This is a genomic window from Lentzea sp. NPDC042327 (assembly GCF_040647275.1).
GTDB lineage: Bacteria > Actinomycetota > Actinomycetes > Mycobacteriales > Pseudonocardiaceae > Lentzea.
Genome location: NZ_JBEZBX010000002.1, coordinates 360090 through 372083, shown reverse-complemented (window position 1 = coordinate 372083; position 11994 = coordinate 360090). Strand labels below are relative to the sequence as shown.

Below are 11994 nucleotides of genomic sequence, written 5' to 3'. Positions count from 1 at the left end.
GCACCATGGTCGGCATGGAACTCGTGCGGTGGCGGGACGAGCACTTCGAGCACATGCTGCGGTGGGGGGCCGACCCGCGGATGACCGAGTACGTCGGCAACGGCCGGCCGTGGTCGCCGGAGTACGTGGCGCAGCGGCACGAGCAGGCGTTGCGGCACTGGGAGGAGCACGGCTTCGGCCTGCACGCGGTCGTCGAGGACGGCGAGGTCGTCGGGCTGGCGCAGATGCTCGACGCGCCGGGTGAGGTCGAGATCGGCTACTGGGTGGCGCCCGAGCACTGGGGCCGCGGCGTCGCCACCGAGGTCGCCGCGCTGCTGCGGGACAAGGCGCTGGCGGTCAAGGACCGGGTGGTCGCCGCTCACCAGGCCGAGAACACCGCCTCCGGCCGGGTGCTGGAGAAGGCCGGGCTGACCTACTTCACCAGCCGGTACGTGTTCGGAAGACTTCAGCACGGCTACGCGTTGGACCGGGGTATGAGCGACACGGGGGTACTGCGGTACAGCGCGTTCACGACCGATCCGGCGGGCGGCAACCCGGCCGGTGTCGTGCTCGACGCGACCGAACTGACCGACGACGAGATGCTCGCCGTCGCAGCGAAGGTGGGCTACTCGGAGACCGCGTTCCTGTTCCCGGGCGCGGAGGACCGCGAGTTCGTCGTCCGGTACTTCAGCCCGCGGGCCGAGGTGCCGTTCTGCGGGCACGCCACCATCGCCACGTCCGTCGCGCTGGCCGAGCGGATCGGGGACGGGCCGCTGACGTTCCACACGCTCGCCGGCGACGTGACCGTCGAGACGGCGAACGGCACGGCGACGCTCACGAGCGTGCCGACCAGCACCGAGGAGGCGGACCCCGAGCTCGTCGCACGGGCGTTGAAGGCGTTGCGGTACCGCGAGGTCGGCGACGGTCCGGTGCACGTCGGCTTCGGCGGTGCGCGGCACCTGCTGGTCCCGGTGCGCAGCCGCGAGCAGCTGGCGGACCTCGACTACGACTTCGACGCGTTGCGCGACCTGATGCTCGACCACGACCTCACGACCGTGCACCTGTTCTGGCGCGAGTCGCCGGAGCTGGTCCACGCGCGCGACCCGTTCCCGGTGGGCGGTGTCGTGGAGGACGCGGCCACGGGCGCGGCCGCCGCGGCGTTCGGCGGCTACCTGCGCGACCTCGAAGGGCCGCAGCGGTTCGTCATCAGCCAGGGCGAGGACATGGGCCGCCCGTCCCGGCTGGAGGTCGACGCCACGCGCGCCGACCGCCGGGTGTCGGTGACCGGCGCCGCCGTCGTCATCCCCTCTTCCTGACACCACGAGCCGTCACAGCCGGTCCCGGTTCCAGGGACCGGCTGTGCGCTCCCCTGCAAGGGACCGCGAGGGCCCGACGCTGCTGCCGCGCCTTGCAGGGTGCCCGGCAGCAGCGTCGAACCGAAGGGGTGCGCACCCTCCCGCGCCGGACCCGGTGCTGCCGCAAGCACCGGGCCGGAAGATCGCGCAACCACTATGACCCGTTAGAAGGGTGGCGGCTCATACAGAACCGGGATACAAGGTCTTTATGCCCGAGTTGGAGCTCCGCCACCTCCGAGCGGTCCGCACGATCGCCGAGGAGGGCAGCGTCACCAGGGCGGCCACGCGGCTGGGTCTGACCCAGCCCGCGCTGTCCGCCCAGCTGCGGACCGTCGAACGGCTCGTGGGAGGTCAGCTGTTCGACCGCACCCGCAACGGCTGCGTGCCCACCGACCTGGGCCGGCGCGTGCTGGGCACGGCCAGGCTGGTGCTCGACGAGATGGCGCAGCTGATGAGCACCACCAGGGAGGCCGACCGCCGGGGTCCGCTGTTCTTCGGCAGCGTCTCGTTCCTGTACTTCGCGAAGCTCGTGGAGAACCTGCGCCAGCTCAACGCCGACGTGCGCGCGGAGGCTCGCATCTCGTCGGCGGAGGTCGTGGACATGCTGGAGGCGGGCCAGATCCACGTGGCGCTGTTCGAGTTCTTCGACGGCATGCCCTCGCGCGACCTGGCGGGCATCGAGCTGCGCAGGCTCGTGGCCGAACCGGCGTTCGTCGCGGTCTCCGAGCACGACCCGCTGGCACAGCAGGACGAGATCGACCTCGCCCAGCTCGCCGACCGCGACTGGGTCACCCCGCCGGCCCAGCAGCAGGGCAACCGGATGCAGATGTTCCAGGCCTGCGCGGACGCCGGGTTCGTGCCCCGGCTGACGCACCACACCGGCGACGCGGGCATGGCCCGCGGCCTGGTCGCCAGCGGCGCCGTCTCGTTCGCGGCGGCCCCGTCGCGCACCGGCGACGGCATCGTCATCCGGCGGCTGCGCGGCGTGCCGCTGATGGTCGACATCTTCGTGGCGACCCGCCGGGACTCACCGGTGGCGGGACGGGCGCACGAGGTGTTCGCGTGCGCCGCCGACGCCTACCGCTCGGTGCTGGACCGCAACCCGGAGTACCGCAAGTGGTGGGACTCGCACCCGGAGGCGCACCCCGAGTTCACGTAGACCGTTTTCACCCGGATGAGTCCGTACCGTGGAACAAGTCCTAGTCATAGCGTCCATGGTCATGGCGCCCACCACCCCGTCCACCGCGTACAGCCGGGACCTCGGCGACGAGCTGAAGAAGCTGCGCGAGTCCACCACGAACCTCACCGGCCGCGCCCTCGCCGTCCGACTCGGCTGGGACCCGAGCAAGGTGTCCAACATCGAGAACGGCAAGGTGCGGCCCAGCGAGGTCGACCTCATCCAGTTCCTGATGATGTGCGGCAAGGACCTGCCGTTCTTCGAGGACTTCAAGCAGCGTTACCGACGCGCGTTCGACGACTACATCGTGCTGGTGCCGGAGAACCTGCGCACGGTCGCCATGGCTGAGGCGAGCGCGACGACGATCACCGCCTACGACGTGCTGACCATCACCGGTCTCCTGCAGACCGACAGGTACGCGGATGGTCTCTACCGGCACTCCGGACTCGTCGTGGAGGAGCGAATCCCGGCCCTCGTGCAGATCCGGGGTCATCGCCAGGCGGTTCTGCGGCGGCACGACCGGCCGGACTGCCTGTTCTACATCCACGAGCTGGCCCTGCGGCAGCGGTTCGGCGACGACCAGGTCATGGAGGAGCAGTACCTCCACCTGCTCTTCAACGTGCGACTGATCCGGATCGTGCCTGCCGACGTACCCGCCATCTCGACGGGACTGATCCTCTGGGAGTTCGAGAAGGCGTTGCCGGTCGCGTTCAACGACTCGGACCTCGCGAAGGTGTTCGTCCAGGAACCCGGAGCCATCGCGCGGATCAGGTTGACCTTCGATCGCTTGAAGCAGGTCGCCCTGGATGAGGAACAATCGCGGCAGAAGCTGATGGAGTACATCAGCCTGCCGCGAGAGGGTGTCGATGAGCGAGGACCGCGAATGGCGTAAGAGCAGCCACAGCGGCGGCAGCGAGGACAGCGCCTGCGTCGAGGTGTCCCTCGGCCACGACGCGCTCGTCCGCGACTCGAAGAACCCGACCGGTGAGGTGCTGGTCTTCAGCACCCCGGCCTGGCGCGCGTTCCTGCGCCGTCCCTAGACCGCGATCGGGGTGGTGGGGCGGCCGATCAGCTTTTCCAGGTCCGGGCGGACCTGCGCGAACACGCCGTTGCGGATGGCGGTGAAGAAGTCGACGGCGAACGCGGGCACGCCGGCCGCGATCAGGTCCTCGTCGCTGACGTCGCGGAACCGGTCGCCGGCGAGCTCGGGGAACGACCAGGTGGTGGAGCCGGTGAGCTCGTAGGTCTGGTTCTCGTGGCCCTCGGTGCTCAGCGCGACGGCAGCGCCCAGGGCGTAGTCGTCGCGGGCGGCGCTGGCGATGCGGCCGTCGCCGGTGGAGACGGCGACGGTCTCGGCGGACAGCGGGCCGAGGTAGTTCTCGTGGTACATGCCGTTGCGCAGGAACGTCCAGGTCAGGCCGGAGTCGCGGATGATCTCCTCGGTGGCCCTGTGCACGACGGCCGCGCCCACGGTGGAGGTGTCGGCGTCGGTGATGCTCGTGTAGAAGACGTGGCCCACGCCGTGCTCGACGGCCTTGGCGACGGCGTTGGCGTGCTGCTGGATGCGCACGTCGGAGTCGTGCGCGTCGGCCGAGACGATGAGCAGCCGGTCGGCGCCGCGGAAGTCGAGGGTCTCGGGGCGGTCGAAGTCGCCCTGGCGGACCTCGACGCCGGGGACGTCGAACTTCTTCGGGTCGCGCACGGACACGACGAGCTGCTCGTCGGTGCGGGCGAGGAGGTGGCGGACGACGCCGCCGCCGAGCTGACCGGTCGCGCCGGTGATGAGGATCGTCATGGCGTCGACGTTATGGTTAGCGCTAACCTGTGGAAAGTACCTACTTCTGAGTGGGGTACTTACCCGGAGGTGAGCATGCAGGTCACGATCTGTCCCGAGCGGGCGGTCATGGAGCACGTCACAAGCAAGTGGGGCGTGCTCGTGCTGCAGGCGCTGTTCGACGGGGCGTCCTGGCGCTTCAGCGACCTGCGCCGCGAGTTGGAGGTCGTGAGCGAGAAGATGCTCACCCAGACGCTGCGGACGCTGGAGCGCGACGGGTTCGTGCACCGCGAGGTCCACCCGGTGATCCCGCCGCACGTCGAGTACACCCTCACACCGCTCGGCAAGGGCGCGGCCGTCCACCTCGTGGCGCTCGCCTCGTGGATCTCCGCGAACAGCGCCGAGGTGGCCGAAGCGCAGGAAAGCTATGACGCCTCCTGAGCTTCACCGGAACATCTCGCCACAGACATCGGGTCAGTCACCCGTTTGCGCAGTGAACGTTCTCACTTAACCGCCCTCCGTCGGCAGTAGAGATCGGATAGGTCACGATCTGGGGGCGGCAAACCGAGCGAATCCTTGGCACAATGGACCAATGGCCCAACCGTTCACCGACGAAAGCCATCCGGCGGAGCCCTATCCGGGCACTCGTCCAGACCACTGTTTCGTCCACGTCGACGAAACGGGCTGGCCAGTGCGACCGGACCTCACGATGGAGTCGGGATGGCGGGTCGAGCCGGATGACATCGATCTGGACCAATGGCTCATCAGCCGAGGTGAACCGCCCCTCGCGGCCCGGATGCCGGTGCTCGGCTACGGCTCCAACGCGAACCCCAGCAAGGTCACCTGGCTCCGCGAGGAACTGGGTCTCGAAGGCCCCGCGGTCGTGCTGCGCGCGCGTTGCGAGGGCATCTCCGCGGTGTGGGCCGATGGCACGCGTGCGCGCGATGGCCAGCGCCCGGCCACCCTGGCAGCGGCTCCCGGCGTCGTCGAGGAGCACTCGGTCTGGTTCGCCACGCCCGAGCAGCTGCGCGTGCTGGACCGCTGCGAGGGCCGCGGTCTGCGTTATCGCCTTGTACGCCTGCACACGGGCCGTGTGGTGCTCTACAACGGCGGTGTCGTCGACAGCGTTCTGGCCTACACGGCCGGTTCGAAGAAGCGCATGCCGATCCTCGTCAACGGGCGCATGGTGCCGTGCTCGAACCTCTCGCAGCGGCACGCCCTCCACCTCGGCGGCCGTCCTGCGCCGACCGACGGCCTGGACGTGACCGAGGTGCAGGGCGACCCGTCGGCGGACGACTGGCCGGAGCTGCTCTTCGCCTACGGCACGCTCCAGCCGGGGGCAAGCGCTTGGCACCTGATGGAGCCGCACGTCGTGGACTCCGAGGAGACCCACCTGCCCGGCAGGTTGCTCGACACCGGCTTGGGCTACCCGGCCCTGCGGCCCGGCGCCGGCCTGGGCGTGCCCGGCTTCGTGCTGCGGCTGCGGTCGCCCGAGGTGGCGCTGCCGCAGCTCGACGAGTACGAGGGCGCGGACTACCGGCGGGTGCGGGTCGTGCTGCCCGACGGCCGGATCGCCTGGACGTACCTGTGGACCGCCGCCGTGGAGGGGCTCGCCGAGCTGCCCGACGGGTGGGACGTCCACCAGATCCGGTGAATTTCCGGCAGGTTGTGTGAGCTAGTTGGTGAATGGGCACATCCTCACTGGTAGGAGGTGCACCCATGACCCGACGGTTGATCGCTTGCAGCCTGCTGGTGCTCGCTTCCGTGACGGCCTGCGGCGACAGAAGCGCGGAGGTCGGATCGGGCACGCTGCCGACCGCGGCTCCGTCCACGTCGAGCTCTTCGAGCTCTTCGAACTCATCGGCCACACCGTCCACGGCAGTCGGCAACGCGGGCGGCGAGGTCTCGAACCGCTGCAACGCCACCGTGCTCAAGGGCGCGGTGGAACCCACCGACGCGGGCGCGGGCAACCGGTACGGCAAGTTCGTCGTCACGAACACCGGCTCCCAGCCGTGCACGCTGAACGGCTACAGCGGCTTCCAGCTGGAGAACGGCGCCGGAGCGGTGCCGACGAAGCTGGAGCGCATGGCCGATCCCGGCCCCAAGCCGCTGAACCTCGCGCCGGGTGCCAAGGCCGCCGCGAACCTGCACTGGGGTGTCGTGCCCGCCGGCTCCGAGCCGGTGCAGGGTGCGTGCCAGCCGGAGCCGTCGAAGGTCGCGGCCATCCCGCCGAACGAGACGGCGCCGCTGAGCGTGCCGTGGACGTTCGGACCGGTGTGCTCGGGCGGCCACATCACGATCAGCGCGTTCTACGCGGTCTGAGGAACCGGCGACGGGCTCGTCGTGCTCCGGCACGGTGAGCCCGCCGCCGTTCGTCCCGGCGGAAGTTCTCACCCCATCGGCCTATGAAGTGGGTCTTCCACGCTAACGATGCGCGCGCAGGGGGCCACAATCATCCGTACGGCGCAAGCGGCCCGGTACCGGGACTCCGTCCGCGCTGGGGGACAATCACGCCCGAGATGAGCGATGACGACCTCGTGCTGCTGATCACCGTGGTGGTCGAGGCGGCGGACGAGCACCAGGCGCGGGCAGCGTGCGACGCGCTCAGCAGCCGTACCGGCGCGCGGGTCCTGGACGCCAGGGACTGCTCGGACGAGGAACCGAACTGCTGGGCCGTGGTCATCACCGAGCCCAGCGCCGAGAAGACCACGCACAACGTGTCCGCGGCGCTCGCGCGAGCGGTGCGGACGTTCGTGCGCGGGCTGGGCGACGGGTTCACGACACCGCGGGTGGCGTGCGAGCCACCGACGGCGTGGACGGTGCTCGACGAGCCCGAGCTGATCAACGGGCTGGTGCCGGGGGCAGAGCGCGTGCTGGTCGAGGCGTGGGCCGGCGATGACCCGTTCGGGGCAGGCACTCCGCGTGACAGGTCACCTGGAAGAAAGACGTGAGTCACCCGGCCGGCGGGGTGCGGCGACCACGGGACGTGAGGCGTGCGAGAGCGTCACTTCACGTTCGGGGCAAGGGTTCTGTGACGCGGCTAACTGATCATTAAAGCAAGGCCCGTTCGAGTGCATTCAGGCATCCACCCGGTTAGCCGATCTTCGTTATGAACTGTGAAAATCTGGGCACAATCTCTACTGGGGTGGCCGTGCGACCACCCTGTTCCGGGAGGGTTCGGGAGTCGACATGGCCAGCATCGAAGAGGTCCGTGCCGCAATTGCCCAGGCGATCGACAAGGCGAGCCAAAGCCAGTCGGCCCTCCAACAGGCGGCCGATCTCGCCGAGGACGCGCAGCAGCTGCTGACATCGGTCACCCAGGGCTCCGTGCAGGCGGACGTCGAAACGACGAACGCGCAGTTCCAGCAGGTCGTCTCCGGTGTGAGCGAGCTGCAGAACTACCTCGGCGCCGGCATCTCCGGGGCCGAGGGCATCAACAGCAGGCTTTGATGGCATCGATCGGCGAGGTCCGCGCCGCGCTCGAGCAGGCGAGCGAGATCCTGCGCGAGGCGTACCGCAGTGTGCGCAGCGCGCAGGACGGTCTCGACGAGGCGGTCGCCATCCTCGCCGAGTCGAGCGAGAACCACCACGAGTCGCTGCTTCCAGCGGAGTTCGTGCGTGCGAAGGAAAGATTCCCCGAACAGCTGGAGCTGATGGTGGGAACCCTCGAGCGCATCCAACGACTCACCGTGGAGCTGTGATGAGCAGGCGGGACGACCGGCGGCGCCGGATCGAGGAGGCCTTCGCGGACTTCCAGCGCGCCGTAGCGGCCGCGCTGGGCTCCGTGGCACGGGAGCACCGCGCCCTCGCCACGGAGCACGCGAAGGACATCGTCGAGTTCACCGTGCGCGGCGTGGGCATCGACCGGGCGTTGCGGGACGCGGCGCTCGCCGACGTGACCGCGTTCCTCACCGTGGACGAGAAGCGGACCGGGCACCCGCGCCAGGCCCCGCTGTCCATGCCGGAGTTCGCCGAGCGGCTCGACCAGATCAGGCACGACTGGCAGCAGTCCTACCACGAGTGGTCCGCGACCGGGCCCGACCAGCTGACCGCGCTGGTGAGCTCGGTCGCCGCCGGACCGGCGTCGTGGCCGCACGAGTCGTGGCTCGGCACGCCGGGCGCGCACGACGGCAGCGAGGGCGTGCCGGAGCTGTGGCGGATCGGCACCGGCGTGGTCACCTCCGCGCCGGAGGCCCAGCCGTTCCCGGTCGCCGTGCCGCTGCTGGACCAGTCGCACCTGCACGTAGCGTCCACACCGGACAGCCGCCAGCTCGCGGACACGCTGGTGGAGAACCTGTTGCTGCGGGTCCTCTCGCACTTCCAGCCGGGTCTGGTGCACGTGCACGTGTGGGACGTCGGGCAGCTGACCGGGTCGTTGCCGGGGCTGTACCCGCTGACCCGCGCCGGTCTGCTGACGGTGCACGACCCTGCGCGCCTGCACGAACTGCTCGACGAGCTGTCCGAGCACATCCGCCAGGTGCACACCAAGGTCCTGGTCGACGGGCACCTCACCGTGCGGTCGGTCAGCGGTGAGGGCCGGCGCACCGAGCCGTGGCGGATCGCCGTGCTGTTCGGCAACCGCAAGGCGTTGCGGGAAGAGCACCAGCAGCAGCTGCAACGCGTGGCGCGCAACGGTTTGGCGTGCGGCGTGCAGCTGTTCATCGTGGACATCCCGATCACGGTCAACTCGCCGGTGGAGACGGTGTCGTTGCGCGGCGACGGAACCGCGACCTGCACGATGACCGGCAAGCACGTGACCGTGACGCTGGACCCCGCGCTGCCGCGGACGCTGGTGCCGCGCGCATGTGCCGCCATCGCGGACAAGCGCGAGGAACGCCGTTCGCGGATGGGCAAGTTCGGCGACCTGCTGCCGGAGCGTCCGTGGACGGAGAACTCGGCGGCCGGAGTCGTTGCGCCCGTGGGGTTCGACGACGGCCAGCAGGTCTGCGTGCAGCTCGGCGACACCTCGCCGCACGCGTTGATCGGCGGGCCCTCCGGCTCCGGCAAGACGAACTTCCTCTACGCGATGCTCGGTTCGCTGTGCGCGCGCTACTCGCCCGACGAGCTCGAGCTGTACCTGCTGGACTTCAAGGAAGGCGTGTCGTTCGCGCAGTTCGCGCCGGGCCGCAAGGACCCGTCGTGGCTGCCGCACGCGCGCCTGGTCGGCGTGAACGTCAACACCGACCGCGAGTTCGGCGTGGCGCTGCTGAAGTTCCTGTCCGACGAGATGCGCAGGCGCGCGGACGCGGCCAAGCAGCACGAGGTGACGAAGCTCGAACACCTGCGGGTCGAGGACCCCGGCGGCCGGTGGCCGCGGATCGTCGCGGTGATCGACGAGTTCCAGTACCTGTTCGGCGAGCGCGACCAGGTCACGGCGGCGGCCACGCAGCTGCTGGAGGACGTGGCGCGGCGCGGCCGGTCGCAGGGCATCCACCTGGTGCTGTCGTCGCAGGACGTCTCGGGCATCGAGGGGTTCTGGGGCAAGTCGGCGATCTTCGAGCAGTTCACGGTCCGCATCGCGCTGCCGAAGGCCCGCCGGGTGCTGGCCGAGCCGCAGAACGACGCCGCCGTGGAGCTGCCGCGCTGGCACGCGGTGATCAACCACGAGTCAGGTGTGAAGCCGGGCAACGAGATCGCGCGCATCCCGGACTCGACGTCCAAGGGCACCATGGACTTCCTGCAGTCCGAGCTGTGGCGGCGCGAACCCGGCCAGGCACCCGGCCTGTTCGACGGCAGCAAGGTCCCGCTGCTGGACGCGACACCGGACTTCCTCGACCTGCGACCGGGCGACGCATCGCCCACGGTGCTCCTCGGACAGGTCATCGACGTCGCGGGCAGCGCGGCGAAGGTGCGCTTCGCCCGCACGCCGGGACGCAACATCGCGGTGATCGGCTCCGTGGTCCAGGACGCGGCCGCGGTGCTCGGTGGAGCGGCCGCGTCGCTGGGCCGCCAGCACCACCCGCACGAGGCGGTGTTCACGCTGGCCTGCCTGGTCGAGGAGGCGATGCCCTCCGCGCTCCACCTGATGAAGCGCCTGAGCCACGACGGGCACGACGCGGACGTGGTCCAGATCGACCGCATCCGCGAGGTGCTGGACCAGACGGCGGCCCGGCTGCAGTCGATCGGCACGGGCCAGGCCGAGGCGCCGTTGAAACCGCACTACCTGGTGCTGTACGGCGTCGACGCGGCGCTCACGCTGCTGGAGCAGAAGGACCCGGCGACGCGGTCGTCCGGTGTGGACAGCCTGCGGGCGGTGCTGAAGCACGGCCCGGAGCACCGCACGCACGTGCTGGGCTGGTGGCGCGGTGTGCAGCGGCTGAAGTCGAGTCTTCCGCCCGGTGTGTACGACGACATCGGCGCCTGGGTGGCGTTCGACGTCCAGGGCAAGGAGCTGCTGTCGCTCGGACCGGAACAGGTGATGGCGTGGTCGCCACGACCGCGGCGCGGCCTGTTCTTCGACCGGTTCGAGCACTCGCGACCGCAGGTGATCATCCCGTTCGACACAGGTGAGGTGTCATGAACCCGATGACTACGGCGATGTTCGAGTCGGTTCCGGCTCAACGCCAGAGCGAGGAGGTGGTCGAGGCGCCGGCGCTGTCCGCGGTGGAGCGCTACAAGGAGATCATCGCCATCGCCACGGAAGCGGCGGCACGCCAGCGCAAGCTCGACGAGGTGCGCTGCGCCGAGCTGGCCGAGCGGATCGCGGCCACGCAGCGGCAGATCGCCGAGGTCCGCGACCGCGAGCGGGTGGTGCGGATGGGTGCCGCGCTGCACTGGGAGCAGGCCGTCGAGCAGCTGTGGAACGAGCGCTGGTTGCAGATGACCACGCCGCCGCTGCCGGACGAGTCGGTGCAGCCCCGGCCGCAGAGCGAGTACAACGAGCGGATGGACCTCGCCTACCAGGCGCTGGAGAACGCGCTGGCCAAGCGCACCCTGTTGCGCCGCAAGCAGAAGGACTGAGTGCGCCGGTTGCGCACCACCGCCGACGTGCTCGACGCCTGCGCGGACCCGCTGGTCCGGTGGGCCGCTCAGGCGTTGTCGGCGGGCGGTGCGGCCTGGGAGCACCGCGGCGCGGTCGCCGTGCACGCACCGTGCCTGACGCGCCGGCGCAGGCTGGTGCTGTCCGGTCCCAGCGAGGGCGTGGCGTCGCTGCTGGCGGCGCACGGGCGCGGTGTCTCGTTGCGGCCCATGCTGGAGCGGTCGGTGGCGGCGGAGGTGCGGACGCTGATGCCTGAGCCGTGGGTGGAGGACGGGCCGTTCGGGTGGATGGACCGCTCCGGTTCGCTGGCCGCTCCTCCCGGCGTGGGCTGGCTGTCCTCGGACGACGAGGTGGAACCGTTGCTGCGCAAGGCGTTGCCGTCGTCGTGGGCGTGGCCGGGCGAACCGGGCGTGCGCCGCTGGGCCGGTGTGGTCGAGGACGACGCGCTGGTGGCGACGGCCGCGGAGGCGTGGTCGTCGGTGGACGTCGGTTTCATGATGGGCGTGGCGGTGCACCCTTCCCACGCGCGGTGCGGCCTGGGGCTGCGGGTGTGCCAGTTCGTGGCGTCGGCGCTGCTCGACCTGTACGGCACCTGCGCGCTGCTGGTGGAGAACTCCAACCAGCCGGCCATCGCCTTGTACCGCAAGCTGGGGTTCGCGTACCGCGACGTGACGACCCTGCTGCCTGCGACCTAGCTCACAAAGTGGAATCTTTATCCGTTTACGGGGCG

Annotated in this window: 14 protein-coding genes; 13 read left to right on the top strand and 1 reads right to left on the bottom strand. The window is 70.2% G+C overall.

Annotated elements, in window-relative coordinates:
• Nucleotides 1-14 precede the first annotated feature (14 nt).
• The 4 genes from AB0A63_RS05620 (at nucleotide 15) to AB0A63_RS05605 (ending at nucleotide 3551) form a co-directional block, all read left to right on the top strand.
• The gene (locus AB0A63_RS05620; protein ID WP_360385693.1) at nucleotides 15-1295 is read left to right on the top strand and encodes a PhzF family phenazine biosynthesis isomerase; all 1281 of its coding nucleotides are present in this window, start codon (nucleotides 15-17) and stop codon (nucleotides 1293-1295) included.
• Between the two features lie 247 nt (nucleotides 1296-1542).
• Nucleotides 1543-2493, top strand: a complete 951-nt coding sequence (locus AB0A63_RS05615) for a LysR family transcriptional regulator (RefSeq protein ID WP_360385691.1) — start codon at nucleotides 1543-1545, stop codon at nucleotides 2491-2493.
• 61 nt (nucleotides 2494-2554) lie between these two features.
• Complete coding sequence (locus AB0A63_RS05610; protein ID WP_360385689.1) at nucleotides 2555-3403, top strand: helix-turn-helix transcriptional regulator; 849 nt, start codon at nucleotides 2555-2557, stop codon at nucleotides 3401-3403.
• Complete coding sequence (locus AB0A63_RS05605) at nucleotides 3378-3551, top strand: DUF397 domain-containing protein (protein ID WP_360385687.1); 174 nt, start codon at nucleotides 3378-3380, stop codon at nucleotides 3549-3551. Before AB0A63_RS05610 ends, AB0A63_RS05605 begins: the two co-directional genes overlap by 26 nt.
• Here AB0A63_RS05605 and AB0A63_RS05600 read toward each other — a convergent pair.
• Nucleotides 3548-4306, bottom strand: coding sequence for an SDR family oxidoreductase (locus AB0A63_RS05600; protein WP_360385685.1), 759 nt, complete (start codon nucleotides 4304-4306; stop codon nucleotides 3548-3550). The two genes, AB0A63_RS05605 and AB0A63_RS05600, sit on opposite strands and share 4 nt — an antisense overlap.
• A gap of 75 nt (nucleotides 4307-4381) precedes the next feature.
• On the opposite strand from AB0A63_RS05600, the gene AB0A63_RS05595 reads away from it, so the two are divergent.
• The 9 genes from AB0A63_RS05595 to AB0A63_RS05555 all read left to right on the top strand — a co-directional run bounded on the left by AB0A63_RS05595 (nucleotide 4382) and on the right by AB0A63_RS05555 (nucleotide 11959).
• Entirely contained in the window at nucleotides 4382-4726 is a 345-nt protein-coding gene (locus AB0A63_RS05595; RefSeq protein ID WP_360385683.1) for a helix-turn-helix domain-containing protein, read from the top strand.
• 250 nt (nucleotides 4727-4976) lie between these two features.
• Nucleotides 4977-5939: a gamma-glutamylcyclotransferase family protein gene (locus AB0A63_RS05590; protein WP_360385681.1), complete on the top strand. Its 963-nt coding sequence runs from the start codon at nucleotides 4977-4979 to the stop codon at nucleotides 5937-5939.
• Between the two features lie 65 nt (nucleotides 5940-6004).
• A complete protein-coding gene (locus AB0A63_RS05585; protein WP_360385679.1) occupies nucleotides 6005-6607 on the top strand; it encodes a DUF4232 domain-containing protein in 603 nt (200 codons plus the stop codon).
• Nucleotides 6608-6804: 197 nt separating this feature from the next.
• Nucleotides 6805-7236, top strand: a complete 432-nt coding sequence (locus AB0A63_RS05580; protein ID WP_360385677.1) for a hypothetical protein — start codon at nucleotides 6805-6807, stop codon at nucleotides 7234-7236.
• A gap of 238 nt (nucleotides 7237-7474) precedes the next feature.
• Nucleotides 7475-7735 (top strand): hypothetical protein, encoded by a 261-nt coding sequence (locus AB0A63_RS05575; protein ID WP_360385675.1) that lies wholly within the window; start codon nucleotides 7475-7477, stop codon nucleotides 7733-7735.
• A complete protein-coding gene (locus AB0A63_RS05570; protein WP_360385673.1) occupies nucleotides 7735-7986 on the top strand; it encodes a hypothetical protein in 252 nt (83 codons plus the stop codon). Before AB0A63_RS05575 ends, AB0A63_RS05570 begins: the two co-directional genes overlap by 1 nt.
• On the top strand, nucleotides 7986-10805 hold the full coding sequence (locus AB0A63_RS05565; protein ID WP_360385671.1) for an FtsK/SpoIIIE domain-containing protein: 2820 nt from the start codon (nucleotides 7986-7988) through the stop codon (nucleotides 10803-10805). Before AB0A63_RS05570 ends, AB0A63_RS05565 begins: the two co-directional genes overlap by 1 nt.
• Nucleotides 10802-11245, top strand: a complete 444-nt coding sequence (locus tag AB0A63_RS05560; protein WP_360385669.1) for a hypothetical protein — start codon at nucleotides 10802-10804, stop codon at nucleotides 11243-11245. The genes AB0A63_RS05565 and AB0A63_RS05560 overlap by 4 nt, the downstream gene beginning before the upstream one ends.
• Complete coding sequence (locus AB0A63_RS05555; protein ID WP_360385667.1) at nucleotides 11246-11959, top strand: GNAT family N-acetyltransferase; 714 nt, start codon at nucleotides 11246-11248, stop codon at nucleotides 11957-11959. It begins immediately after the preceding gene.
• Nucleotides 11960-11994 lie beyond the last annotated feature (35 nt).